The sequence below is a fragment of the Fructilactobacillus sp. YLN 2507 genome (assembly GCF_059614085.1).
Genome location: NZ_CM184303.1, coordinates 505,409 through 529,692, shown reverse-complemented (window position 1 = coordinate 529,692; position 24,284 = coordinate 505,409). Strand labels below are relative to the sequence as shown.

General features: G+C 34.0%; 28 protein-coding genes. 2 read left to right on the top strand and 26 right to left on the bottom strand.

The genetic code is table 11. The annotated features are described in order from the left end of the window. Positions 1-16 precede the first annotated feature (16 nt). The 10 genes from AC0GLY_RS02765 to AC0GLY_RS02720 form a co-directional block, all read right to left on the bottom strand. The gene (locus AC0GLY_RS02765) at positions 17-184 is read right to left on the bottom strand and encodes a hypothetical protein (protein ID WP_496612018.1); all 168 of its coding nucleotides are present in this window, start codon (positions 182-184) and stop codon (positions 17-19) included. Then, positions 150-584: a competence type IV pilus minor pilin ComGF gene (locus AC0GLY_RS02760; protein WP_496612017.1), complete on the bottom strand. Its 435-nt coding sequence runs from the start codon at positions 582-584 to the stop codon at positions 150-152. The genes AC0GLY_RS02765 and AC0GLY_RS02760 overlap by 35 nt, the downstream gene beginning before the upstream one ends. A gap of 143 nt (positions 585-727) precedes the next feature. After that, complete coding sequence (locus AC0GLY_RS02755) at positions 728-1,171, bottom strand: prepilin-type N-terminal cleavage/methylation domain-containing protein (RefSeq protein WP_496612016.1); 444 nt, start codon at positions 1,169-1,171, stop codon at positions 728-730. Then, positions 1,155-1,454, bottom strand: coding sequence for a competence type IV pilus major pilin ComGC (gene comGC, locus AC0GLY_RS02750; protein WP_496612015.1), 300 nt, complete (start codon positions 1,452-1,454; stop codon positions 1,155-1,157). The genes AC0GLY_RS02755 and comGC overlap by 17 nt, the downstream gene beginning before the upstream one ends. Continuing rightward, positions 1,454-2,464 (bottom strand): type II secretion system F family protein, encoded by a 1,011-nt coding sequence (locus AC0GLY_RS02745; RefSeq protein ID WP_496612014.1) that lies wholly within the window; start codon positions 2,462-2,464, stop codon positions 1,454-1,456. Before AC0GLY_RS02745 ends, comGC begins: the two co-directional genes overlap by 1 nt. Next, on the bottom strand, positions 2,433-3,401 hold the full coding sequence (gene comGA, locus AC0GLY_RS02740; protein ID WP_496612013.1) for a competence type IV pilus ATPase ComGA: 969 nt from the start codon (positions 3,399-3,401) through the stop codon (positions 2,433-2,435). Before comGA ends, AC0GLY_RS02745 begins: the two co-directional genes overlap by 32 nt. A gap of 82 nt (positions 3,402-3,483) precedes the next feature. Continuing rightward, positions 3,484-4,224, bottom strand: coding sequence for a YebC/PmpR family DNA-binding transcriptional regulator (locus tag AC0GLY_RS02735; RefSeq protein ID WP_496612012.1), 741 nt, complete (start codon positions 4,222-4,224; stop codon positions 3,484-3,486). 77 nt (positions 4,225-4,301) lie between these two features. Further along, positions 4,302-5,309, bottom strand: coding sequence for a catabolite control protein A (gene ccpA / locus AC0GLY_RS02730; RefSeq protein ID WP_496612011.1), 1,008 nt, complete (start codon positions 5,307-5,309; stop codon positions 4,302-4,304). 113 nt (positions 5,310-5,422) lie between these two features. Next, on the bottom strand, positions 5,423-5,881 hold the full coding sequence (locus tag AC0GLY_RS02725; RefSeq protein WP_496612010.1) for a hypothetical protein: 459 nt from the start codon (positions 5,879-5,881) through the stop codon (positions 5,423-5,425). 23 nt (positions 5,882-5,904) lie between these two features. Next, positions 5,905-6,288, bottom strand: coding sequence for a DUF948 domain-containing protein (locus AC0GLY_RS02720; protein ID WP_496612009.1), 384 nt, complete (start codon positions 6,286-6,288; stop codon positions 5,905-5,907). 143 nt (positions 6,289-6,431) lie between these two features. Between AC0GLY_RS02720 and AC0GLY_RS02715 the strand changes: the two genes are divergently transcribed. Then, the gene (locus AC0GLY_RS02715; RefSeq protein WP_496612008.1) at positions 6,432-7,430 is read left to right on the top strand and encodes a mechanosensitive ion channel family protein; all 999 of its coding nucleotides are present in this window, start codon (positions 6,432-6,434) and stop codon (positions 7,428-7,430) included. Positions 7,431-7,471: 41 nt separating this feature from the next. Here the strand turns inward: AC0GLY_RS02715 and AC0GLY_RS02710 are convergent, their stop codons facing one another. Next, the gene (locus tag AC0GLY_RS02710) at positions 7,472-8,062 is read right to left on the bottom strand and encodes an XTP/dITP diphosphatase (protein ID WP_496612007.1); all 591 of its coding nucleotides are present in this window, start codon (positions 8,060-8,062) and stop codon (positions 7,472-7,474) included. Further along, on the bottom strand, positions 8,052-8,867 hold the full coding sequence (gene murI, locus AC0GLY_RS02705; RefSeq protein WP_496612006.1) for a glutamate racemase: 816 nt from the start codon (positions 8,865-8,867) through the stop codon (positions 8,052-8,054). The genes AC0GLY_RS02710 and murI overlap by 11 nt, the downstream gene beginning before the upstream one ends. A 114-nt stretch (positions 8,868-8,981) precedes the next feature. Between murI and AC0GLY_RS02700 the strand changes: the two genes are divergently transcribed. Beyond that, positions 8,982-9,467 carry a YslB family protein gene (locus AC0GLY_RS02700; protein ID WP_496612005.1) on the top strand — a complete coding sequence of 162 codons (486 nt, stop codon included), beginning with the start codon at positions 8,982-8,984 and terminating at the stop codon, positions 9,465-9,467. 62 nt (positions 9,468-9,529) lie between these two features. Here AC0GLY_RS02700 and trxA read toward each other — a convergent pair whose 3' ends face one another. The 14 genes from trxA to mutL all read right to left on the bottom strand — a co-directional run bounded on the left by trxA (position 9,530) and on the right by mutL (position 24,271). Next, a complete protein-coding gene (trxA, locus tag AC0GLY_RS02695; protein ID WP_496612004.1) occupies positions 9,530-9,835 on the bottom strand; it encodes a thioredoxin in 306 nt (101 codons plus the stop codon). An 83-nt stretch (positions 9,836-9,918) separates the two neighbouring features. Continuing rightward, positions 9,919-12,276 carry an endonuclease MutS2 gene (locus AC0GLY_RS02690; RefSeq protein ID WP_496612003.1) on the bottom strand — a complete coding sequence of 786 codons (2,358 nt, stop codon included), beginning with the start codon at positions 12,274-12,276 and terminating at the stop codon, positions 9,919-9,921. 13 nt (positions 12,277-12,289) lie between these two features. Then, complete coding sequence (locus AC0GLY_RS02685; protein WP_496612002.1) at positions 12,290-12,772, bottom strand: CvpA family protein; 483 nt, start codon at positions 12,770-12,772, stop codon at positions 12,290-12,292. Then, on the bottom strand, positions 12,769-13,017 hold the full coding sequence (locus AC0GLY_RS02680; RefSeq protein WP_496612001.1) for a cell division protein ZapA: 249 nt from the start codon (positions 13,015-13,017) through the stop codon (positions 12,769-12,771). The genes AC0GLY_RS02685 and AC0GLY_RS02680 overlap by 4 nt, the downstream gene beginning before the upstream one ends. A gap of 91 nt (positions 13,018-13,108) precedes the next feature. Further along, a complete protein-coding gene (locus tag AC0GLY_RS02675; protein WP_496612000.1) occupies positions 13,109-13,399 on the bottom strand; it encodes a DUF1292 domain-containing protein in 291 nt (96 codons plus the stop codon). Positions 13,400-13,412: 13 nt separating this feature from the next. Further along, on the bottom strand, positions 13,413-13,835 hold the full coding sequence (ruvX, locus tag AC0GLY_RS02670; RefSeq protein ID WP_496611999.1) for a Holliday junction resolvase RuvX: 423 nt from the start codon (positions 13,833-13,835) through the stop codon (positions 13,413-13,415). A gap of 44 nt (positions 13,836-13,879) precedes the next feature. Beyond that, entirely contained in the window at positions 13,880-16,528 is a 2,649-nt protein-coding gene (gene alaS, locus AC0GLY_RS02665) for an alanine--tRNA ligase (RefSeq protein ID WP_496611998.1), read from the bottom strand. Positions 16,529-16,786: 258 nt separating this feature from the next. Beyond that, the gene (locus AC0GLY_RS02660; RefSeq protein ID WP_496611997.1) at positions 16,787-18,148 is read right to left on the bottom strand and encodes a DEAD/DEAH box helicase; all 1,362 of its coding nucleotides are present in this window, start codon (positions 18,146-18,148) and stop codon (positions 16,787-16,789) included. After that, entirely contained in the window at positions 18,148-19,107 is a 960-nt protein-coding gene (locus tag AC0GLY_RS02655; RefSeq protein ID WP_496611996.1) for a DHH family phosphoesterase, read from the bottom strand. Before AC0GLY_RS02655 ends, AC0GLY_RS02660 begins: the two co-directional genes overlap by 1 nt. 44 nt (positions 19,108-19,151) lie before the next feature. Next, positions 19,152-20,261, bottom strand: a complete 1,110-nt coding sequence (gene dinB / locus AC0GLY_RS02650; RefSeq protein ID WP_496611995.1) for a DNA polymerase IV — start codon at positions 20,259-20,261, stop codon at positions 19,152-19,154. A 68-nt stretch (positions 20,262-20,329) separates the two neighbouring features. After that, positions 20,330-20,650 (bottom strand): preprotein translocase subunit YajC, encoded by a 321-nt coding sequence (gene yajC, locus AC0GLY_RS02645; RefSeq protein WP_496611994.1) that lies wholly within the window; start codon positions 20,648-20,650, stop codon positions 20,330-20,332. Positions 20,651-20,721: 71 nt separating this feature from the next. Further along, positions 20,722-21,729 carry a Holliday junction branch migration DNA helicase RuvB gene (ruvB, locus tag AC0GLY_RS02640; protein WP_496611993.1) on the bottom strand — a complete coding sequence of 336 codons (1,008 nt, stop codon included), beginning with the start codon at positions 21,727-21,729 and terminating at the stop codon, positions 20,722-20,724. Between the two features lie 8 nt (positions 21,730-21,737). Then, positions 21,738-22,340, bottom strand: a complete 603-nt coding sequence (gene ruvA / locus AC0GLY_RS02635) for a Holliday junction branch migration protein RuvA (RefSeq protein WP_496611992.1) — start codon at positions 22,338-22,340, stop codon at positions 21,738-21,740. A 20-nt stretch (positions 22,341-22,360) separates the two neighbouring features. Continuing rightward, positions 22,361-24,271 (bottom strand): DNA mismatch repair endonuclease MutL, encoded by a 1,911-nt coding sequence (mutL, locus tag AC0GLY_RS02630; RefSeq protein ID WP_496611991.1) that lies wholly within the window; start codon positions 24,269-24,271, stop codon positions 22,361-22,363. Positions 24,272-24,284 lie beyond the last annotated feature (13 nt).

Genomic DNA, 24,284 nt, shown 5'->3' with positions numbered 1-24,284 from the left:
CGCTATTTTTCAAGATTCACTGTTTGATTGTTCGTTCCATCTGATTAATTCTTAAATTATTAACATTAATTTGAGCATTGACCGTTTTTAATTGATAATTTATCACAATTGCAATCAACATTAAAAAAAGAATTGCGATAAAAGTTAAACTACCCGCTCTTGGGGAGCATACTAGTGAATTCATATTTTTTCCCTCCTAATCTAATCGTTGAAATTACTTGATTTTGTTTAATTTTCCAGTCTGCTGCTTCAACATGTAAAATTAATGGCATGTATCCTCCGTCAGCAGTTTTCATTTTAATCTGATCCTTATACTTGCTAACAATATAAGTTTTTTGTTCAGTTTGACTATATAAATATAATTGATCATTTTTGATCATCACGCTTTTAAATGTAAATTGTTTAGATTCAATTAAATCTAAATAGCGAAAGATTTCACTTGCTTGCTGTTGTTTTACATTGTTTTGTCGCATTTGTTGAAACGTAAAGCCAATTAAACTAACTGCAATTGAAATAATTAGTAAAGAAAAAATGGTTTCCACTAGAGAAAAACCATTTCTAAATTCATTTATCTTTAAGTTCATAGATTTTCCGTGTCTCCATTAATTTATGATTGCTCTGATTTAAACGATGATTCATGACTTGACTCATCTCAAAATAAAGGGAAACGGCCAAACAAATGATTATCAATCCAATTAAAGTATCAATTAATGTAAATCCTGATCTATTAGTAATCCTCACAGTAATAAATCCCCCAACCTAATTGAAATTTTTGATGAATGTGACAATGACGTTTTGGGGAATTCCAATTTAAAGTTTGTGGTCTAACAAAACCTTTTTCGGAAATTTTAATTTCTCGATATTCCATAGGACGCAATCCATCTGGTAATTGAACACGCTTATATTGAAGTTGATTACGCTTTAGTTGTTCAAATACAATTTCATTATCAGTTGGTCGAAAGCGTACGGTTGTTATTTGACCGCTACTTTTTCCAGCTTGAATTGCAGAATTCCATTGCTCATCAAAATTACGCCAAAATGCTTTTTCTTGAATTTGATTCTGGGGAAACATTGCAAACGCAAAAACTAGCAATGTCATAATCAGGGAACTAATAACCAATACAATCAAAGTCTCTGCCAAAGTAAATCCCCTTCTAATCTTTTTTAGCATGATTCCCTTGAATTGTAATGTTTTCGGTTGTTGCTTGTTTAGCCTGTTTTTTAGTTAAATAGTTATTTTCTACTAATTTATCAAAAGTTATATTACTATCTGAATGTTCATCTTCATAAGCGTCAATCTGAGTTTGTACCACATTTACCATAGCATTCCCATGAACTGAGTTAGCGTGATTCTTTTGTGAACTCAAATTAGGAATAATAATTAAAATTAATAGTGAAATAATAAATAGCACAACGGTCATTTCAATTAAAGTAAATCCTTTTCTTTTTTTCATTAATAAATACTCTCCATTGAATGATACAGCGGTAACAACATTTTTAAATAGGTAACTACAATTGTAATTCCAATAATTACAAAAGCAGTTGGTTGAATTAAATTAATTAATTTTTCTGACTTTTTAATTAATCGTTGAAAACACAATTTGCTTAAAGCTCGTAGGTTTTTGGCTAGGATTTCATTCGTACTTCCATTAGATAAAAACACCACCAGTTCATTTGAAACAAAGTGATAATGTTTAAATATTGATTCAATTCCAATCCCTTGTTTTAAAGAAGAATCCATTTCTTGTCCAATTTCAAATAATAAAGTTCGTTCTTTAAATTTAGCAAAAATTTGAACAATTTTACGCAAATCCAAACCATTTTGGAACATAATTGCTAAATTACTAGTTAAATAGTATTCATAATAAGAACTAAAAACTGGGCCAAGTAATGGTAAACTAGTTAACACATTAGCTTTATAAATTGCCTGTTTGTTTAAAAAAACTTTGATTTGATAAAAACCAAAAACACTAATAAACCCTAAACTAACCATTAATAAATATGTTAACCAATTTTGCGAAGGTTTTATCTGACCTAAGATATTTGTTTCAGGTAACACAAATAGTTTGATGACAATTAATAATAAAACTAACATAAAGAATAAAATTAAAGGGTAAATTGCAATATCACGAATTTTATTTTTTTGTTTTAATCTTAACTGAATAAAGTCGCTAATTGCTTGCATACCATCCTCAATTTTACCGTGTTCATCAGCAATTAATAATTGTTGATACATGGAATTATTCAGAAAAAATTTCATTGATTGTGGCAAAGAATATCCATCTTTTAGACCTTTTTCGATTCGTAAAATAGTTTTACAATTCTTTTTGGAAACTGTTCTAATAAACGCTAATGATTGAGAAATGGAAAAACCAATCTTTATTAATTCTGCAATAGTAGAAAAGATAAAGGCTTGCTGGGATAATGATAATTTATCCAAATTGGTATTGCTTTTGAGTTTCATTAGAGATGACTCCTTTTTCATATAATCGATTTAATCTATTTCTCCAGTCTGTCATATCACTTTTTTGTTTTTCAATTGTTTCTAAATTTAAAACTGAAATTAATGCCTGACTGTTTCCTGTAACGGTTGGTAATAAGCGTTGATAAACAACTGAGTTAATTGCACTTTTTAGTTGTTGATAATTAATACCCAATTCTAACATCCGCTGAATCACTCCTGATGGAGTTTTCGCATGTACAGTAGTAAATACCAAATGGCCACTTAAAGCTGCTCGAACAGCAATTTTAGCAGTCTGTTCATCACGAATTTCACCAATGATAAAAACATCTGGACGTTGGCGCAAGCCAACCTTTAACAAATTAGCATAGCTCATATCCGCTTTCCCATTAACTTCTAGTTGTAAAAAACGATCTTCATAAATTTCAACTGGATCTTCAATTGACATAACAACTTCATTGTCGTGTAGAGAACGAGCTACTTTATAAATTGTACTCGTTTTGCCAGAACCAGTTGGACCTGCAAAAATCATCAATCCCCTTTGATTGGACAATTTTTTTAAATTATCTAACATTTTTTCTTCAAAAAACTGACAATCTTCGCTTCCATTATCGTAAATAATCCGCATTACTAGGGATTCATGTTGATTAAAAGTTCCAACTGATGATAACCGAATTCGCAAATTTCCAGTTTGATATCCATAAGATAACGATCCCAGTTGCGGCCTTCTTTTTTCTGAAACTGACATGCCACTTTGATATTTACAAAATGTAATAATTCTTTGCGCTTTTTCAAATGAAATTTCAGAAAGTTGAATAACTCCCCTAGTAGTATGAATTTTAACTTCATAGTTTTCACTTTTAGGCAGAAAATAAATATCCGAGGCTCGTTGCTGAACCGCCAATTCAATTATTTGATCAAACAATTTACTAATTTCCATATTTTCACATCCTTCTCTATTAAGATACGAAAAAAAAACCCAATCTATTTTAAAGATTGAGTCTTTTGGAAAATTAATTTAGTTATTCTTCAGCATCTTCTGGTAAAACTGCTGCTTCATAAACATCTTGAACATCATCATTTTCAGACAATTCATCAATTAAACCTGTATATTGTGCAATTTTATCATCTGGAACTTCGGTAACATTTTGTGGGAATAATCGAACTTCAGAGTTATCAAGTTTGTACCCAGCATCTTGTAATGCATCACGAACTGCAACCATACTTGATGGATCAGTAAAAATTTGATATTCATCTGCAGTAGCTTTCATATCATCTGCACCAGCATCTAAAGCATCCATTAACATGGTATCTTCATCTGCTTCGGTTTCATCACGTAAAACCACAACGTAACCTTTACGATCAAAGTTATAAGAAACTGAACCATTGGTACCTAAAGAACCACCATGGTGAGTAAACGCAGACCGAACCGCAGCAGCAGTTCGATTTTTATTATCAGTTAAAGTAGAAACCATTACAGCAGTTCCACCAGGTCCATAACCTTCATAAGTTACTTCTTCGAAATTAGCTCCACCAACACCTGAAGCTTTGTCCAAGGCACGTTGAACATTATCCTTAGGCATATTAGCAGCTTTAGCTTTTTCTAATTCAAGTCTTAATTGGGGATTTCCATCTGGATCAACCCCGCCTGATTTGGCAGCTTGATATAAGTTACGTGAAATCTTTTGAAAAATTTTACCTCTTTTGGCATCTTGAGCGTTTTTACGACCCTGAATATTATGCCATTTTGAATGTCCTGACATGATTCAGCACTCCTCTCTATATCTGAAATTAACAGTTTCGATTATACCAACAAAAGCCGTCATAATCAAGTTTGCTGCTATTTTGTGGAATTTCTTTCTTTTAATCCAAACGGAAGTAAGATATTTCGTTCGGCAACTTCTTCATTTTTCATTAGTTTAGTCAACAATCGCATCGAAACTGCCCCTATATCGTAAAGTGGTTGCGTAATTGTTGACAACATTGGACGAGTCATTTCCGTTAACTTAGTGTTATCACTTGTTGCAACTTCAAATTGTTCAGGAACATTAATCCCACTATCAGACATGGAATTCATAATCCCAGCTGCCAAATCATCATTACTAACTATTGCAGCGGTAACTTCTTCTTGCACTAATTTATTTCTCAAACGATAACCACTATCATAATTTGCTTGATTAGTTTCAATTAATAGTGTTTTCCGAAATGGAATTCCTGCATCTTCTAAAGCATCACGATAACCTTTGATACGATAATCTTTATTAATTGAACGTTCTAAGTGAGAAGCAACAAAAGCAACCCGATCATTACCATTTTTTAACAGCGAATTCGTTTGAGCATAAACTGCTTTACGATAATCAATGTTAACACTATTAAATTGACTTTGCGGATCAACTGACCCCGCCAAAACTACTGGAATCCGTTCTTCATTCATTTCAGAACGGACAGATTCGCTAATTTCATTTCCCATAAAGATAATTCCATCAACTTGCTTAGAATATAGGGTATTAAGGGCTTTAATTTCTTTTTTTTCATCCCCATCAGAATTAGTCAAAATAATGTTATATTCGTACATTTCTGCAATATCATCAATTCCCCGAGCTAAAGCTGCAAAATACGAATTAGTAACATTAGGAATAATTACTCCTACAGTAGTAGTTTTTTTACTAGCTAATCCCCTAGCAACGTCATTAGGACGATAATTCAAACGCTTAACCACCTCTAAAACTCGCTGTTCAGTTTCAGGCTTAACGTTGTGATTATGATTGACAACCCGTGAAACAGTTGCCATTGAAACTGAAGCTTCTCTAGCTACATCATAAATTGTGACAGTTTCTTTTTTTTTCATTCCAGTCGACCTTCTTTCGTTATGGACATCTTAAGTACAAGAATATCAGAGTAACCGTTTACATTCAAGCAAATAAAAAAGACCATACAAAATGGCCTTTCATTAAAAATTAATTAGTCACGATGTTCTTCTGTTGTTTTTTCAACAATTCGATCATCATTATCATTTTCCGTTGAAAAAGCATCATCCATATCTAATGTGATATCATCAGATTCTTTATCTTTTTCAAGATCTTGTTCGGGTGTCTTAGGAACCGGAATTAAACTTAAGTAAGTTTGTAATTCACCTAAGTCTTCTTTTAGGTCTAAGAGCTTATTACTGACTTTTTCACTAACATCATCAAAAGAACCTTTATAACCATTAACACGTTCACTAGCTGAATCTTTGGCATCAGCAATTGAATCCGCAGCATAGTATGCATAATCAACTGCACGATCCTTAGCATCTTCCACAGCATCTAAAACTGTATTTCTAAGTTCATATTGTTTTTCTTCATTAAGTGAGTGATATGCAGCAAACGCAGCAGCTCCACCAAGAATAGTTCCTAAAAATAACCCTTTTTTAAAACTCATAATGTTCTCCTTTTCAACGAAAATTATTGTTTTTTATGCTTTTTCGAAAACAACTTCATTGCAGTATTTGCTACAACACTAAGAATTGAAGTCTTGGTAAATAAACTAATTTTATTTCTCAATTTATCTGTCGTATGCTTAGCCTTTTGAGTGGCATCGCTAACAGTAGTACCTAAATCAGCTGCAGCTTGAAACACTGGGTCTATTTGATCAATTCGATCATTAACATTATCAAGTAAATCACTAGCGTTTTCGCTTAATTCGTTAATATCAATGGTAATTGAATCTAAATTACGACTAGCATTATTTAAAGCCTTAACTAAATTCATTAAAAAGATGCTAATAAAAATTACTAGTACTGCAAATGCAATTGCGGCGATTAAACCGGCTATTTGTCCAATAGTCATTGAACTACCTCCTAACGATTTATAACAAGTTAAGAATATCATTATTTCATAACTATGACAATTATTGCAACCAGCAATTATATTAAAAAAGCTACTTCTTTGATATAATTAAAATTATAAATATTAATGAAAGAGGTAAACGTATGCATTTTATCTTATTTTTAACTACAACTAACGAAACCATAAGGCAGTATACCAAAAATACTTTTTTAAATAAATTTCTTAATAAATTTAATTTTGAAGAAATTCTGTGGAGCCTAACCACTAAAATTTTTAGTATCATTTTAATTTCACTTTTGTTTTTTATTATTACTGCAGCTGGAAAAAAGATGATTGATCATTTATTTAAAAAATATCAATTCAAAATTAATTCTTCCAACAATAGTAAAGTCATTAACAATTCAAAAATTGTGATTAAAAGACGAAATAAAACCATTTATACTTTGACCCAAAATGCTTTTCATTATTTAGTCATTTTCTTTTGGCTCTACTCAATTTTATCAGTTATTGGAATTCCAGTTGGAACCTTAATTGCTGGAGCGGGAATCTTCAGTTTGGCAATTGGTTTAGGTGCTCAAGGGTTTGTTAGTGATATTGTTAGCGGTTTCTTTATCCTCTTTGAACACCAAATTGACGTTGGTGAACATGTTATTATTAACAGTACTAATGGAATTGTTTCTGCAATTGGCTTAAGAACTACGCAAATTCGTAGTTCAAATGGAACGTTAAATTTCATTCCTAATCGTGATATTACCACTATTTCAAATTTATCCAGAGGCAATATTTCAACATTAGTTAACATTCGAATTATGCCTGATTCACCCATTAAAAAGATTGAAGACATCATGAGTCAAGTGAACGACCAACTAGATGGTAAAAATCCAAACGTGATTGGAAAACCACTTATTTTCGGAACTGTTTATCTTAATGATGGTTCACTTGCGATTCAAGTGATCATTACTGTTCTGAGTGGGACTGAAAGTAACATCCAGGCAGAGTACCTTGCAGCATATCTAAAAGCGCTAACCCAAGCTGGAATCGTAATCCCTATGTCACCACAAACTGTTGAAGTCCCAGAAAAACCGGTCAAAAAAGTTGAATCAAATCCGACTACTATTACCAATCCATTACCAAATAAATAAACAGGCTTTGCTCTGAAACTTACCAGAGCAAAGCCTGCTTTTTACCACCAATCATTAATTACATTTTTTAATTTTTGTAGTGCGCGACCACGATGACTAATTTGATTTTTTTCATCATCAGTCATTTCAGCCATAGTTTTATGCATACTTGGTACGTAAAATAATGGATCGTAACCAAATCCATTATCTCCATGTTTTTCCGTTGTAATTTCGCCAGAAACTACCCCACTAACATGAATCTTTTCTCCATTTGGTTTCATCCCCACTAATGATGTATGAAAATAAGCATTTCGATCATCAGAATGACCAAGTCGTTTTAATAATTTGGAATTATTTGCATCATCATCATGATCACCTGCATAACGAGCAGAATAAATTCCTGGTTCATTATTAATTGATGGGACTACTAGTCCAGAATCATCAGCAAAAACGGGTAATCCGATTGCTTTTGCAACGACAGTGGCTTTAATTGTTGCATTTTCTTCAAACGTTTTTCCATCTTCTACAATTGTAGGAAGATTGTCAAAATCTTTAATTGATTTAATCTTGTAACCCATTGGTTCAAGCATTTCTTTAAATTCTCGAAGTTTATGTTGATTACCTGTTGCAATAACAATTTCTTTATTCGTCATATTTTTTAAGTTGATTTGGTGTAACCAACTCTGAACCTACCTTTCGATCTAACCATTTAGAAGCTACCTCATTAAAATGAGTAACTCCTTGAGTTGTATAATATTTAACCCTTGCCATTTTAGCACTATTTAACGCTTGTTTTTGTCGTAAAAGTTGCTTAACAACGTTGACAGTTTCAAATCCAGGATCAATTAATTGAACTTGATTGCCAACTACCTTTTGAATCAAATTGGCAATAATGGGAAAATGCGTACATCCTAAAACCAATGTATCAATTCTAGCATCTTTAAATTTAGCTAATCCGTCTACAATTGTATTTTTAGCAGTTTGAGAAGTATAATCCCCCTTTTCCACCAACGGAATAAAGGCAGGACAAGCTACTTCAATTACGTCAATTGCGGGATTTAACGCTTGAATTTCATCACGGTAGGCGTGGCTATTAATGGTAACTTTTGTTCCAATTACTCCAATTTTCCTACTTTTGGTAGCTTTAATTGCTGCCTTACTACCTGGTTTAATAACCCCAACTACTGGAATTGGCATTTTTGCTTGTAAATCATTGAGTGCAGAAGCCGTCGCTGTATTACAAGCAACTACCATACACTTAGCTTGTTGCTCTTTAAAAAAATTGCCAATCTCCATGCTATAATCAACTACTTGACCTACACTTTTTTCACCATATGGCATATGAGCTTCATCACCTAAATAAATCATATTTTCATGAGGAAGTTCTTTAAGAGCAACTTTTAAAACAGTTAGCCCACCGATACCGGAGTCCATAAATGCAATTGGTTCTGAATTCATACGTAATCCCCTTCTTTCTCTCTTTTTTATTATACCTATAATTGAATATCTCTGCACTCTGTTTCATGCTTTATGGTAGAATTGAAATCGTATAAATAACGATTGGAGAATAATATGAGTAAAAAAGAATTAAATAATTATAATAAATTTTTCCAAAACAATTCTCAACCTGAATTCTTTGGGGTGGACCTTATTAGGGATTATCTTTTAAAAGACATTTTAAATGAAGATATCCATGATATCCTCTATTGGGCTGGAAAAAATTTAGCAGCTAAGTTCCCAATTAAAACTCCTGATTTACCAGCATTTTTCCAACAAGCCCAATTTGGTGATTTAGAATTAATAACCAATTCCGAAAGCAAACATCTTTATAAACTAACTGGATCAGAAGTCCAAACCAGACTAAAGCTTGATAAAGATGCTGACTTTATGTTAGAAGCCGGATTCATTGCTCAAACCATTCAACAAAATTCTGGGTTTGAAACCGAAGCAGAATATAAAATTAAACGGAAAGAAAATATTGAAATTACAGTAATTTCAGATATTTCGCAACAAATTTTAAATCCAGACAAAATAAATAAAGTTGAAATAATTGAATAGCAAAAAGTCCTATTACATTCGCTTCTTGTAATAGGACTTTTTTATGTTATTGCAAAAGCAATTTAATAAGCTGATAACATTTTTTGAAGCTGTTCTTTAGGATGGTAACCAACAATTTGATCAACAATTTTACCATCTTTTTTAACTAGTAAAGTTGGAATACTCATAATTCCTAAACTTGAAGCAGTTGCTTGGTTTTCATCAACATTCATTTTACAGAATTTGATGTTTTGATCTTCGTTTGAAAGTTCTTCAATTACTGGACCTTGCATTTTACATGGACCACACCAGCTTGCCCAAAAATCTACAACTACTAAACCTTCAGAAGTTTCTTGTTCAAAGTTTGTATCATTAATTTCGTGTACCATAATTAAGTCCTCCTTCGTTCATTCACTTACTTGATGTAAGTATACTATCTAACGATTGCTAATTCAACTAGATTGCTTACAACCTACTTAAACTTAACGACAGTTGCACCATCACCACCAGAATTCGCTGGTGAGAAACCAAATTCTTTAACTTGGCGATTGCCACGTAAGTAATTAATTACCCCCTGACGAAGTGCCCCCGTCCCTTTTCCATGAATAATAGTAACTGATGGATATCCTGCTAATAAAGCTGAATCAATATAGCGATCTAACCGTTGCATTGCATCATCATAACGAACTCCACGCAAATCAAGAGTCGGTGACATAGATGTTGAACGAGTACGATGAATACTAGCTTGGGGTTTATGCTTAGGTTGCTCAGCTTTTACTTTTTCCATATCCGTCTCATTAACTTTCATTTTTAAAATACCTAATTCAACTTCCCAACTGTGATTACCAACCTTTTTAAGTAAAACACCACGTTGACCATAGGTTTTAACTAAAACATCATCGCCAATTTTAAAAGACTTTTTAGCTTTAGAGCGTTTAAGTACCTTATTATTTTTAAGTTCGGGATGTTGCTCTAAAGCATTAATTTTTCCTTTTTGTTCAATTAATTCATTTTCTTTGACGTCAATAGCCGTGTTCTGCTGGCGTTTGTGTAAATCGTCAATAATTTCATTAGCTTGTTTTCTGGTTCGTGAAACAATTTGATTAGCATCCCGCTTGGCTTTATTAACCATAGCATCACGACGTTCAGTAAATTGATTGAATTTTTCAATCAATTCTTGATGAAGTTCAGTTGCATTTTTTAATTCAACGGCTAGCTTACGAGCACGATCATCGGCTGCCTTAGTTTGTTGAGTCAATTTTCTAATCATGGCATTAATATCTTGACTATCTTCGTCAACCAAAGCTTTGGCTTCCATAATAATTGAATCATTTAATCCTAAGCGACTAGCAATACTGAAAGCATTACTTTGTCCAGGAATTCCAATCATTAAGCGATAAGTAGGACTTAACGTTTTTTCATCAAATTCCATCGATGCATTAATGGTTTCTGGCCGATTGTAACCATAAACCTTTAGTTCGGGGTAGTGGGTCGTTGATAAAACTTCCGCATTTGATTGACTAATCGCATCCAAAATTGACATAGCTAATGCGGCCCCCTCCCGAGGATCAGTACCAGCTCCTAATTCATCAATTAAAACTAAACTTCGACTAGTCATCTGTTTTAGAATATTAATAATATTATCCATATGTGATGAAAAAGTACTTAGATTTTGTTCAATTGATTGATCATCACCAATATCAGCAAAAACTTCATCATAAAGACCGGCCTGACTACCCTCATCAGCAGTTATGAACATTCCCGATTGGGCCATTAATTGAAGGATTCCAAGCGTTTTCATGGTAATCGTTTTTCCACCGGTATTTGGACCAGTAATAATAATTTGCCGATAATCAAACCCTAATTTAATGTCATTACCTACTACTTTTTTTTGATCAATCAATGGATGCCGAGCATTTTTTAAGTTAACCTGATTATCAACTGAAATTTCTGGCCGAGTCGCTTTTAAACTAGCTGCATAGCGTGCTTTAGCATTAATTAAATCAAAGTGCCCTAATTGTTTAGCATTAGCAAGTAATTCAGCTTGATAAGGACGAACTAAATCAGAAAGCTCAGCTAAAACTCGTTTTTCTTCTTCTCGCTCTTTAATTTGTTCGCGCCGTAATTCGTTATTTAAATCAACTACTCCAGCTGGTTCCAAATAAATTGTTTGACCAGAAGTACTTTGGTCATGGACGATTCCACCAATTTGTTGTTTGTATTCTGCTTTAACTGGAATTACATAACGATCATCACGAATTGTAATGATAGGATCACTTAAATATTTAGCTTTTTTGCCGTGAGTAAAACTTTCCATTTTACTTTTAACGTTACTTTCTAAGCGACTAATTTGTCGACGAATCGAGCTTAAACTTCTAGAAGCAGAATCTAATACTTTTCCCCGATCATCAATTGACTTTTTTAATTGCTGTGTAATTTCGGGGAGAATACTAAAATGTTTTACTTCTTCATCAAGGATGTGTAGTTCAACTTTTTCAGCAGCTAATCTTTCAAAGAACAAGCTAATTTTTGAAATGGCATTTAAAACCGCACTGATGTGAGCTAGTTCTTGGCCATTTAGATTAGCACCCACTTCTAAACGTTTAATTGCAGACGTAATGTCAAGCAATTTGGGAATTGGAATTGCATAATTTAACCGATAGATGTGAGCCCCATCATCAGTTTCATCTAACCATAAATTAACAATTTTCGTGTCATCGCTAGGTAACAAATGCTTTAATTCTTTTTTCCCATTTTCGGTTGCTAAGTAGTCACTAATTTTTTGTTTAATTTGATTATATTCTAAAGTGTCTAATACTTTTTGATTCATTAAACCACCTTTTCTAAAAAGTAAAAATTTGCCCTAAAGTATGCACTAATAATTGAGCAATCGTTGAATTCTGGTATGCGATTGTAATCCATTCAACCTTAAAGAATAAAGCCACATCAATCACAATTATAATTATCACCAAATAAATAAATAAACAAGTTATGGATCCAAAAAAAGCATTTAATTGTCGTAAAATTGGCAAACTTACAATCCGATCAAAGAAATTCGTAAGTACTTGAATAAGCATTAAAGTAATCACAAAAACTATTACAAAGCCAATTCCGTGCCACAATCCATGATTAGAATAGGCTTTATTAACCACAAATAAGTTAAAAAAGGTTCTTAACCAAGTTGCAACTACATCAGCAAAATTACTAGCTAAAATCAGTCCCAAAATCAATCCAATCAATTTAAAAAATTCACTGACAAAGCCCCGATGAAATCCCCTTATTAGCGCTAAAATTCCAATAATTAAAATAATGATAGATAAAATCATTTGTCCAAGTCCTTTTTCCGTATCTCATCAAGTTCTAACTGCTTATCTAATTGGTCCGAAATTGCATTGAATGCCAATAAAATAGCCGCATCTTCGTCACTAATCCTGTTATTTTGGCTTTTAATTTTGTTAAGTTCATCGTTTAAAATTTTAGTAACTGCCGTCATATGTTCCTCAGAAGCAGTGCCAATTAAAGTAAAGTCTTTTTCTCCAATTTTTGCTTTAAATCTTTTTTTATTATCCAATTTAAATCCTCCTAATAATACTACAATTTTATCATGAATACGCAAAAAAGGTACCAACAGCACTGTTGATACCTTTTTGATTTTACTATGATTAATCTTCGTCTTCTGGAGTGAGGAAAGTATTTAAAGTTTCTTGCACCATTTCCCATTCTGCATCATCTTCGATTGGTTCTAAGTCACCATCTTCTGGTGAAGTAGGATCAGTTCCCTTAGGTAATGCATATGCTTCAATATTAATGTCTTCGTTTCCTTCTTCAGAAGCTGGATACATTAAGATATATGAACGATCATAATCTTTTGATTCAAAAGTAAATAATTCATTATAAAGAATTTCATCACCGTTTTCGTCAATTAAAGTAATTTGTTCTGGTTCGTTATTCATTTTAATCCTCCTTTTATTGCATGTTTTTATCTAAATAGCCCTGCAAAATTAGCTCGGCAGCAACTTTATCGATTACCTTTTTTCGTTTGGCACGAGAAACATCTGCTTTTTCAATTAACATTCGTTCTGCTTCGACCGTCGTTAAACGTTCATCTTGATATTCGACTGGTAAATGAAAGAAAGCTTTAACCATTTTACCATATCTTTTGGATGCTTTAACGCGGGGACCTTCAGTATTGTTCATATTCTTTGGCAACCCAATGACTACTTTTTGGACGTCATATTCTTTAATTAATTCTCCAACTCGATCTAATCCGAATTCTTTTTCATCTTCATTAATTTGAACAATTTCAATTCCTTGTGCCGTCCAACCAAGAGCATCACTAATTGCTACTCCAACTGTTCTTGAACCGACATCTAAGCCCATTATTCTCATATTTTATCCAATCTTTAAAATTTAGAACTACCGTAATCTTTTAACTATTTATTACTTAACCATGCTTTAGCAGCTTGCAAGGCATCATCAATTCCGGCTGGATTCTTACCACCAGCTTGGGCAAGATTGGGACGACCACCTCCACCACCTTGGATATTACTTGAAATTGCTTTAACGATTTCACCAGCTTTAACACCATTTTTGATAGTTTCTTCATCAACAGCAACTAGTAAATTAGCTTTACCATCAGTTCCAGTTCCCAGTACCAAAATGTTTGAATATTTTTTATTACGCCAAGTATCAGCTAATTCACGTAATTGATTCATGTTTCCATTTTTCAGTTGACCAGTGATAATTGAAGTGCCATTGATAGTTTCTGGATGATTAAACATATCACTAGCTTCTTGGTTAGCAAGTTTAGTTTCAAGTGATTCTTGTTTACTTTCAAGCTCCTTAATTTGTTTAAGCATTTCTTTAACTCGTGCAGGAGTAGCTGCATTATTAGTTGCTTTAACTGTTTGCGTAACTTCATTTAAAAGTCGTTCTTCATCATTTAAGTATTCAAAGGCAGGTTTTGCCGTAACTGCTTCAATCCGACGAATTCCAGCTCCAACTCCAGTTTCTGAAGTAATCTTGAACAAGCCTAGTTGACTAGTGTTCTTAACATGGTCACCACCACAGAATTCAACGGAGAAATCACCAGCTTTAACCACTCGAACTTGGTCACCATACTTATCATCAAATAAGGCAATTGCCCCCATCTTTTTCCCAGTTTCTTTATCAGTCACAACGGTTTCAACCGGAATGGCTTCAAAGATTTTTTTGTTAACTAAGTCTTCGACTTTCTTCAAGTCTTCCTTAGTTACAGAACCAAAGTGGGTGAAGTCAAAACGTAAATAACCTGGCTTAACTAATGAACCAGCTTGTTCAGTATGATCACCTAAAACATTCCGTAAAGCCTGGTCTAACAAATGCGTAGCGGTATGATTACGTTCTACTCCCGCATGAAATTGACGATCAACCACTAGTTTGTAATGATCACCTTGTTTTAATTTTCCAAGAACTTTAACGGTGTGTAAGTTTTGGCCATTTGGGGCATGTTGAACATCTTCAACAGTGGCAACTAAATCACCATTTTGGTTATAAATGTTACCAGTATCAGCGACTTGACCCCCCATTTCAGCATAAAAAGGAGTTTTGTTAAAAATTAATTCAGCTTCACCATTGCTCTTATCAACTGATTTCACCAATTTTTCGTCAAAAATAATGTCGTTTAATTCAGCATCATCAACCGTTAAATCAGTGTAACCAACGTATTCGCTTGGCGTTTTGATTTCAATTAAAAGATCACGTTGAACTTTCATTGAACCTTTCTTACTGCGAGCATTCCGTGCCCGATTTCGTTGAGCTTCCATTTCAGCATCAAAAGCTTCTGCATCAACTTTTAGTCCACGGTCACCTGCGTATTCCTCAGTTAATTCTAATGGGAAGCCATAAGTATCGTATAGTTTGAAAGCTGCTTGACCAGAAATTTCGGTTTTACCTGCTTGCTTAGTATCAGCAATTACTTCATTTAATAAAGCAATTCCGTCATTTAAAGTTGCATTAAACCGATCTTCTTCACTTTTAACAATTTTTTGAATGTATTCACTTTGTTCTAAGACCTTAGGATAGTGGGATTTCATGATTTCTCCAACTACCGGAACTAGTTTGTAAAGAAAGGCACCATCAATCCCTAATTGATGACCATTAACCGTAGCACGACGAAGTAAACGACGAATCACGTATCCACGACCTTCATTTGAAGGAAGGGCACCATCACTAATCGCAAACGTAATGGCCCGAATGTGGTCAGCAATTACCTTAAAGGCAACATCATCTTCGGCATTGTCCCCATACTTTTTATTGTCACTAAATGATTGGGTCTTTTCAATCAAAGGCATGAATAAATCGGTTTCAAAATTCGTTGGTGCATCTTGGAAAACAGAAACCACTCGTTCAAGTCCCATTCCCGTATCAATGTTTTTTCTAGGAAGGGGTTCATATGTACCTTCAGCAGTATGGTTAAATTGTGAAAACACAATGTTCCAAACTTCAAGGTAACGTTCGTTTTCTCCCCCAGGATAGTTTTCTGGATCATCAGGGGCTAAATTATCATACTTTTCACCACGATCATAGAAAATTTCGGAATCTGGTCCAGAAGGTCCTTGACCAATATCCCAAAAATTATCTTCTACTGGAATTAAGTGATCAGGGGCAACTCCGGCTTTCTCCCAAAGTTCTTTAGTAGTCTTGTCTTCTGGATAATAAGTCATATAGAGCTTATCTTTATCCCAGCCAAACCAATCTGGACTAGTTAATAATTCTAACGCCCAAGGAATTACTTCAGCTTTAAAGTAATCACCAACGGAAAAATTACCAAGCATTTCAAATAAAGTTTGGTGCCGAGCAGTCCGTCCCACGTTTTCAATATCATTAGTTCGAATACTTTTTTGTGAGCTTGTCATTCTTGGATTATCAGGAACCACTGATCCGTCAAAGTACTTTTTCATTGTGGCAACCCCAGAATTAATCCAAAGTAAAGTTGGATCATCATGTGGTACTAATGAAGCACTAGGTACAATTGTATGTCCCTTTTCCTTGAAAAAATCGAGGAACATTTGGCGAATTTCACCGCTACTAAGTTGTTTCATCTTATTTCCTCCAATAAATAAAATTAAATAAAAAACACCATTGCTCACAAAGACGTCTACACGCGGTACCACTTTGTTTGCAACGATGTTTATCGTTTACCTCTCATAAATCTCTATAACGCGAGAACCGTATTTCAAATCAGGTAGCCCTAAATAAATTTGTTTTTGATTGCTCTCACTATCCAATCATCGCTGCATAAACTTCTTTATTAGTATGTCCTTATTAAAAATTATAGCTATAAAATTTATGGGTGTCAATTATTGATAACGTTCTGAACTACGTTTCTTTTGTTTCTTACGTGAACGAATTTGACTACGTAATTCAATCTTACGATTTTGATCATCCTTGTTCTTAATTGCTCGTTTAATTTTTCGTTTGTAACCAGGTTTAACCTTTTTCTTTTTCTTGTTAATCATGGCTAAAGTTGAACCATCAAGTTTGTCATGGTGACCTTTGTATTTTTCCCGACGACGACGGTCATAAGTATCAACAATTTCACCATTCTTGATTTCTTTGGGCTTAAATTTGATTCCCATATTTTCCAGTTCAAGGACTTTGGCATCTTCGTCAGGTCCATAAAGCGTGATGGCAATTCCCTTCATCCCTTTACGTCCAGTCCGACCAACTCGGTGAATGAAGTATTCGTTGTCAGTAGGAATATCATCATTAATGATATGAGAAACTCCATCAATATCAATTCCACGAGCTGCTAAATCAGAAGCAACTACAAATTGGAAATCAAGGTTTTGAATTTGCTTCATTACCCGTTTTCGAACTCGTGGTTGCATTCCACCATGAATCTTAGCAACTTTCAATCCTTGTCCTTGAAGATATTCTTCAATTTCATCTACCCGTTCCCGAGTATTAGCAAAAATTAACGCCAAATAGGGATTCCCCATGGTTAATAATTTATAAATCAAACCATTTTTATCTTGACCCTTAGTTGAAATCAACCAGTTATCAACATCTTTATTGATGACCGTTTCCGTTGGAATATCATCCAATACTGGATTTTTCATGTATTTCTTTAAAAATGGTTTTAATTTTGAGGGAATTGTAGCGGAAAAAACCATCATTTGAAGATCTTTTGCCATGGAAGCTGCAATTTTATCAACGGTTTCCAAAAAACCAAGGTCAAGCGTCATATCGGCTTCATCAATGACTAATTGATTAGCCGTATTAATATCTAGATGGCCAGCTTTGGATAAATCCAAAATTCGACCAGGAGTTCCTACTACAATTTGGGGTTGTTCTCGTTTTAACTTTTCAATTTGTTTTTCTTTGTCAGTTCCACCCACATAGTTAGCAATGTGAATCGTTTCAGGACTAAAACGGGCAATTTGTTTTACATTTTCATAAATTTGATAAGCTAATTCTCGACTAGGAGTGGTAATGACAATTTGGGTATTGGGATTTGCCAAATTTAACTTATCAAGTAAAGGTAGTAAGAAAGCATGGGTCTTTCCACTACCAGTTGCTGATTTACCAATCACGCTTTTCCCATGACGAATCGTTGGAATTACTTTAGCTTGAATTGGAGTTGGATTATCAAATCCTAAGTCATTAATGGCATCATTAATAAATGGCTTAAATTTATAATCTTTAAAAGATGCACTCATTATTTGTTACCTTTCTCGTTATACGCTTTGGTTAACTGGTCTAATTCGGCCACAACCTGTTTAATTTCATTTTCATCTTTGGCAACCGCACCACTAGCAAGAGCATGTCCCCCACCATTGTGTTGCTTGGCTAGTTCATTAATTGAAGGTCCTTTAGAACGAAGGCGAATCCGGTAATCCCCTTCTTTTTGTTGAACAAAAATGGCCCAATCAACTACGGAACCAATGTTGCCAGGTAATGGAACCACTGAAGAAGTACTATCATCACCTAAATTAAGTTTTTCAACAACTTCATTAGTTAAAACAATATAAGCAGAACCATTTTTTGAAATCTGAAGATTTTGGTAGACGTATGCTGCTAAATGAGCTAGTGGAACATCAATTTCATCTTCTCGTTGTGCAATTTCGTTCAAAGAAAAATCAAATTTAGTTAATCCACTGGCTACTTTGAAGGTATGACTAGTCGTAGCTGGATACTTAAACCGTCCTGTATCCCCCACAATTCCAGCATATAAATCGCGAGCTCCCTCATCGGATAACTTCATAGCAGCGTTAGCAGCATAGAGATCATAAATCATTTCAGAAACACTTGATGCTTCTGGATTAACCCACATCAAATCCCCAAACTGATCATCGTTAGGATGATGATCAATTTTAATTAAATATTTTCCTTTTGGAAAGCGATCATCGTCAACCCGAGGCTGATTAGCCGTATCACAAACAATGACTAAAGCATTGTTATAATCATCATTACTAACCTCATCAGTTTCACCTAACCAAGCAAAATTCTTATATTGCTTGCCGACACAATAAACCTTTTTGTTCGGAAAAGTGGCCTTGATCAAGTGCCCCAGTCCCATTTGAGATCCAACCGCATCAGGATCAGGGCGCTGATGTCGATGAATAATAATCGTATCGTATTCACTGATTTTTTCATAAATTTGTTCTTTAATATTCATTTTATCTACCTCTATTATAAAAACTCTTAATAGTTAAGTATACTTCATTTTTGATATAAAGGTAAGTTAATATTTTGAAAACTTACATCAGCTAGATTTGTAAGTGTAATTCCCAATAAACGAATTCCTTTCACTGGATCAGGAAGTTCTTCAAAAATATCAATTACTTTTGCATAAATTAGCTCAGTATCATTTTCAATAAAATCCGTCTCGGTAATTCGTTTAGTAATCGTTGTAAAATCATGATATCTAACTTTTAAAACCACAGTTTTCCCATGTTTTTGATGCTTTCGTAAAGTGATGACCACCAGTTTTGCAATTCTACTTAATTCTTGTTCTACTTCCCTCATACTATTAAGTTCATGAGGATAAGTTCGTTCTTTTCCAATTGACTTACGTTCACGTTGATACTCCACCTTACGGTTATCAGATCCTCGCACGCGACGATATAAAACATAACCCAATCGACCAAACTCATTAATTAAAAACAGTTCTGACTTTTGGTATAAATCAAAACCATTATTAATATTTAAAGATTTCATTTTTTCAACGGTTTTCTTACCTACCCCACGATATTTTTCAATTTTAAGTCGCATTAAAAAATCATGAGCGTCTTCCTCATTAATTACCGTTACGCCAGCAGGTTTTCGATAATCTGAAGCCTCTTTAGCTAAAAACTTACTATAAGAGATTCCAGTTGAACAGGTTAAATGGGTTTTTCCCCAAATTTCACTTTGAATCAAATGTGCTAAATAGATTGGATCTTCAATTTCCTTTTTATTTTCGGTTACATCTAGATAAGCTTCATCTAAAGCTACTGTTTCAATTTTATCAGTATACTCACGAAAAATATCATGAATTTGGTCAGAAACCTGACGGAATAATTCAAAATCAGGAGCTTTAAAAACTGCTTTCGGACACAAATCAAGGGCTTTACTAGCTGGCATTGCAGAATGAACCCCATATTGTCTTGCCAAATAATTGGCAGTAGTAACGACTCCGCGACCACCCGTAGTTCGTGGATCTTTAGCAATCACTAATGGTTTCGTAATAAATTCTGGATGTTCACGTTGTTCAATTGAAGCAAAAAAGGCATCCATATCAACATGAATGATTTTTCGAGATGTATCAACTTGAATTTCATCATCTGTCATTTGAATGCCCCTTCCTTTGTTAGAACGTACGTTCTAATTTATCTAACAAAAAAAGCCTTAATCGGCTTTTATTTAGCTTCGTCATCTTTTTTTTCAGTTGCTTCAGTTTCAGGAGCAGCCTTAGTTTCGGGACGAGTTACATTAGCAACGGCATTTAAATCAAAGTCTAAGTAAATTCCGTCACAATCAATGGTAACTAATCCTTTAGCACGATCAATGTCACTAACCACTCCGTGTAAACGGCCGATTGTAACAACGTGATCACCCTTTTGTAAAGATTTTAACGTTGCCTGATGTTTTTGTTGTTGTTTCTTTTGAGGTCTAATCATAAAGAAATACATTAAACCAAATAAAACAACTAAAATTGCAATTGAACCATATTGTTGCATAATATTTTCACCTCAATTAATTTACTATTTTAATTTTACCAAAATTACCCTACAAACGCTATCAATCAAACTTATTCAGTTGGATAGGGAATATTTAAATGCTGATACCCTTTTTCTGTTACTTTTCGACCGCGAGCAGTTCTTTTTAAATAACCCTTTTGTAATAAATATGGCTCATACATTTCAGCAATTGTATCAGTTTCTTCGCCAATATTAGCAGCTAAAGTATTTAAGCCAACTGGCCCACCATGATAATATTCAATCATCGTTTCCAACAGCTTAATGTCAGTTCGATCCAGACCCTGACCATCAACTCCTAAAGCCGTTAAAGCTTGATCAACACTTTCAATATCAATTTCGTTTTTGCCAGAAACTTGCGCAAAATCACGAACTCGCTTCAATAACCGGTTGGCAATTCTTGGAGTTCCGCGAGAACGCAAAGCAACTTCATGAGCTCCTTCATCCTTAATATTAGTTTGAAAAATCTTAGCCGACCGTTTTACAATTTTCTCTAAATCCGACTGATTATAATAACTCATGTGCTCAACAATTCCAAATCGATTTCGAAATGGAGCGTCTAATAATCCTGCTCGAGTTGTAGCGCCAATCAAAGTAAAGGGAGGTAGTGCAAAGTGAACTGGATGAGCGGTTGGACCCTGCCCAATCACAATATCAATATAAAAATCTTCCATTGCAGAATAAAGCATCTCTTCTACTACTTTGGGAAGTCGATGAATTTCATCAATAAATAAAATATCACCTGGCTCTAATTCATTTAATAAGGCAGCCAAATCACCACTTTTTTCAATTGCAGGTCCACTAGTAATTTTTAAGTTAACACCCATTTCATGAGCAATTACCATTGCTAAAGTGGTTTTCCCTAAACCTGGTGGTCCATACAATAAAACATGGTCTAGTGACTCCTCACGTTGTTTGGCTGCCTTAATATAAACGTTCAAGGAATGCTTGATTTCAGCTTGGCCAATGTATTGTGAAAAAGTTTGAGGTCGTAAAGATTGTTCTAATGAAGCTTCTTGATCATCCGTACTTTGCGACACAATTCTATCATCTTCCACCATTTGTCTCCTTACTTAGTTAACATTTTCAATCCGCTACTAATATATTGATCCGTAGTCGTATCATCATTCAGTTCTGCCAATTTGGATTTAATTTTAATAACACTTTTGTGTGTAAAACCTAAAACTTCTAAAGCATTTAAAGCATCATCTAACTTTTGATTTTGACTAGGTAGCGAATTTACTTCTTTAACATTTAAATCTAGTTGTAACGTTTTGTCAATCTTATCTTTTAAATCCAAAATAATTTGTTGAGCCGTTTTTTTACCGATTCCTGGAAACTTAACTAAAAAACTAACATCTTCAGTTTTAATGGCATTAATAAGTCCAGTATTGTCGTTACCCGCCATAATCGCTAAGGCACTTTTTGATCCAATACCAGAAACATTTAAAAGTTGTTCAAAAAGCTGTTTGTCTTCTAAAGTTTCAAATCCATACAAAGTCATTGCTGAATCGCTAACACTTTGATGGATGTACAGTTTAATTTTAATATTAATTTTTGTCTCAAAGTGGTAAGGATTAGCAACCTTCACTAAATAGCCAACTCCCTGAACATCAATTACCACATAAGATTCAGCAATATCAGTTAATTCGCCACATAAATATTCGTACATTTTAATCACTCATTTCATTTTTATTCCCAACTATTTGCTTCATGGGGATCTTGAATGCGCTTAAACATCGTTTGTAAATCATTTGGCGAAAAATGAATCAACACTGGCCGCCCATGAGGACAATTAAATGGATTTTCACAATTAGATAAGCCATCTAGTAATGCTTGGGCTTGATTACGATCCAAATGATGATTAGCTTTAATTGCTTGTTTACAACTAGTCATGATAGCTGCTTGCTCACGAAAAGCAGCTGTGGTTAGTTTATCATGGTTAAGTACCCAATCAATCATTTCTCTAATGGTTGCTTCTTCTTGTCCCTTTTCAAACCAAGTTGGATGCTGATGAATGACAAAACTATTATTTCCAAAGGGTTCTAACTTAATGCCAACTGATTCTAGTAAATTCAAGTGGCTTTTAATGGTCAAGGAATCACTAGCTGGATAATCTAAAACAATTGGAACTAACAAGTTTTGCTCATCTTCTGTAACCTCTCCGACTTGCTTACGGAACTTTTCATAATTAATGCGTTCTTGAGCAGCATGCTGATCAATAATATACATACCGTCTTGACTTTCAGCAATTAAATAAGTTCCATGAACTTGACCAACAAATCGAAGTTTTGGGAACCGTTGTTGCGCAATTAATTGCTTAGTTTCATTTCCAAATGGTGCCGCTTTTCGTTCGTTTAAATAATAATTTTGAAAATTTACTACATCCGCTTGCTGTAAATCTGCTTTAGTTTTAACCATAATCGGCTGATGTTTTGCTTTATCTTTTACTGTAACTGAAGTAATTTGATCTATCTTCGGATTGCTTTTGACAACACTAGTTAAAGTTGCAGTATCATTGGTTGCTAAATCATCAAAATTCAAAGCAACTTCCATCGTGTTGTGTTCTGAAAGCCCTCGCTTCAATGATTGATTATCAAGTGCATCAGGAATTAAGTTTTCTTGAGCTAGTGCTGCATAAATTGATTTAGCGATAAAATCACTAAGTTCTCGACTATCAATAAGGCGTACTTCTTGTTTAGTTGGATGAACATTTACGTCAATTAAACTTGGATCCATTTCAACATTTATTATTGAAACTGGATAACGTCCCACCATTAATTTTGAACCATAACCATCAATGATCGCATGATTTAAAGCATAATCCTTCACAAATCGGCCATTAATAATGACTGAAATATACTTACGACTAGCTCGCGTTAGTTCAGGTAAACTAGTATATCCTGTTATTTTAAATTTTTGATTTTCGGCATTCACTGCAATCATTTTTTTCATGCTAGGATTTCCGTAAATTCCAGCAATTACCTGTTGCATGTTATTTCGACCAGAAGTTCGTAATAATTCACGATCATTATGATATAAAGAAAGGGCTACTTCTGGGTGACTTAATGCTAATCGATTTACAATGTCAGTAATTTTACTTAACTCTGTTGAATTAGATTTAAGATATTTTAACCGATTCGGGGTATTAAAAAATAAATTTTCAACTTTAACAGTAGTCCCCCGCCTAATTTCAGCCGGTACCTGTTGAACTAATTTACCACCACTAATTTTAATTTTGCTTCCTTCATGCTCTCCATCGGAAGTTTTCATCGTTACTTCTGAAATTGAGGCAATACTAGGTAAAGCTTCTCCGCGAAATCCCAACGAATGAATTTTAAATAAATCTGATTGTTGTTTAATTTTACTAGTAGCAAATCGTTTAAAAGCTAGTTGAACTTGATCAGGGGCGATTCCATTCCCATTATCAGTAATCTTGATTTGTTTTAATCCGGCATCGTGCAGTTCAACATCAATTCGACTACTACCAGCATCAATTGAATTTTCAATTAATTCTTTAACTACGGAAGCTGGTCGTTCAATTACTTCTCCGGCTGAAATTTGATCAGATAAGACGTTAGATAATTGATGAATCTCACCCATTTCAATTCCTCCT

Excerpts from the sequence above, each read along its gene's own strand:
- AC0GLY_RS02710 (WP_496612007.1), bottom strand. The coding sequence starts at position 8,062 with ATGACGAATAAAGAAATTGTTATTGCAACAGGTAATCAACATAAACTT.
- AC0GLY_RS02690 (WP_496612003.1), bottom strand. The coding sequence starts at position 12,276 with ATGAATCAAAAAGTATTAGACACTTTAGAATATAATCAAATTAAACAA.
- mutL (WP_496611991.1), bottom strand. The coding sequence starts at position 24,271 with ATGGGTGAGATTCATCAATTATCTAACGTCTTATCTGATCAAATTTCA.
- AC0GLY_RS02715 (WP_496612008.1), top strand. The coding sequence starts at position 6,432 with ATGCATTTTATCTTATTTTTAACTACAACTAACGAAACCATAAGGCAG.
- AC0GLY_RS02660 (WP_496611997.1), bottom strand. The coding sequence starts at position 18,148 with ATGAGTGCATCTTTTAAAGATTATAAATTTAAGCCATTTATTAATGAT.
- ruvA (WP_496611992.1), bottom strand. The coding sequence starts at position 22,340 with ATGTACGAATATTTATGTGGCGAATTAACTGATATTGCTGAATCTTAT.
- trxA (WP_496612004.1), bottom strand. The coding sequence starts at position 9,835 with ATGGTACACGAAATTAATGATACAAACTTTGAACAAGAAACTTCTGAA.
- AC0GLY_RS02655 (WP_496611996.1), bottom strand. The coding sequence starts at position 19,107 with ATGAATATTAAAGAACAAATTTATGAAAAAATCAGTGAATACGATACG.
- AC0GLY_RS02765 (WP_496612018.1), bottom strand. The coding sequence starts at position 184 with ATGAATTCACTAGTATGCTCCCCAAGAGCGGGTAGTTTAACTTTTATC.
- AC0GLY_RS02745 (WP_496612014.1), bottom strand. The coding sequence starts at position 2,464 with ATGAAACTCAAAAGCAATACCAATTTGGATAAATTATCATTATCCCAG.
- ccpA (WP_496612011.1), bottom strand. The coding sequence starts at position 5,309 with ATGAAAAAAAAAGAAACTGTCACAATTTATGATGTAGCTAGAGAAGCT.
- AC0GLY_RS02725 (WP_496612010.1), bottom strand. The coding sequence starts at position 5,881 with ATGAGTTTTAAAAAAGGGTTATTTTTAGGAACTATTCTTGGTGGAGCT.
- comGA (WP_496612013.1), bottom strand. The coding sequence starts at position 3,401 with ATGGAAATTAGTAAATTGTTTGATCAAATAATTGAATTGGCGGTTCAG.
- AC0GLY_RS02735 (WP_496612012.1), bottom strand. The coding sequence starts at position 4,224 with ATGTCAGGACATTCAAAATGGCATAATATTCAGGGTCGTAAAAACGCT.
- AC0GLY_RS02720 (WP_496612009.1), bottom strand. The coding sequence starts at position 6,288 with ATGACTATTGGACAAATAGCCGGTTTAATCGCCGCAATTGCATTTGCA.
- ruvB (WP_496611993.1), bottom strand. The coding sequence starts at position 21,729 with ATGGTGGAAGATGATAGAATTGTGTCGCAAAGTACGGATGATCAAGAA.
- yajC (WP_496611994.1), bottom strand. The coding sequence starts at position 20,650 with ATGCAACAATATGGTTCAATTGCAATTTTAGTTGTTTTATTTGGTTTA.
- AC0GLY_RS02685 (WP_496612002.1), bottom strand. The coding sequence starts at position 12,772 with ATGATTTTATCTATCATTATTTTAATTATTGGAATTTTAGCGCTAATA.
- AC0GLY_RS02675 (WP_496612000.1), bottom strand. The coding sequence starts at position 13,399 with ATGAATAACGAACCAGAACAAATTACTTTAATTGACGAAAACGGTGAT.
- alaS (WP_496611998.1), bottom strand. The coding sequence starts at position 16,528 with ATGAAACAACTTAGTAGCGGTGAAATTCGCCAAATGTTCCTCGATTTT.
- AC0GLY_RS02760 (WP_496612017.1), bottom strand. The coding sequence starts at position 584 with ATGAACTTAAAGATAAATGAATTTAGAAATGGTTTTTCTCTAGTGGAA.
- comGC (WP_496612015.1), bottom strand. The coding sequence starts at position 1,454 with ATGAAAAAAAGAAAAGGATTTACTTTAATTGAAATGACCGTTGTGCTA.
- murI (WP_496612006.1), bottom strand. The coding sequence starts at position 8,867 with ATGAATTCAGAACCAATTGCATTTATGGACTCCGGTATCGGTGGGCTA.
- AC0GLY_RS02700 (WP_496612005.1), top strand. The coding sequence starts at position 8,982 with ATGAGTAAAAAAGAATTAAATAATTATAATAAATTTTTCCAAAACAAT.
- ruvX (WP_496611999.1), bottom strand. The coding sequence starts at position 13,835 with ATGAGAATAATGGGCTTAGATGTCGGTTCAAGAACAGTTGGAGTAGCA.
- dinB (WP_496611995.1), bottom strand. The coding sequence starts at position 20,261 with ATGACAGATGATGAAATTCAAGTTGATACATCTCGAAAAATCATTCAT.
- AC0GLY_RS02755 (WP_496612016.1), bottom strand. The coding sequence starts at position 1,171 with ATGCTAAAAAAGATTAGAAGGGGATTTACTTTGGCAGAGACTTTGATT.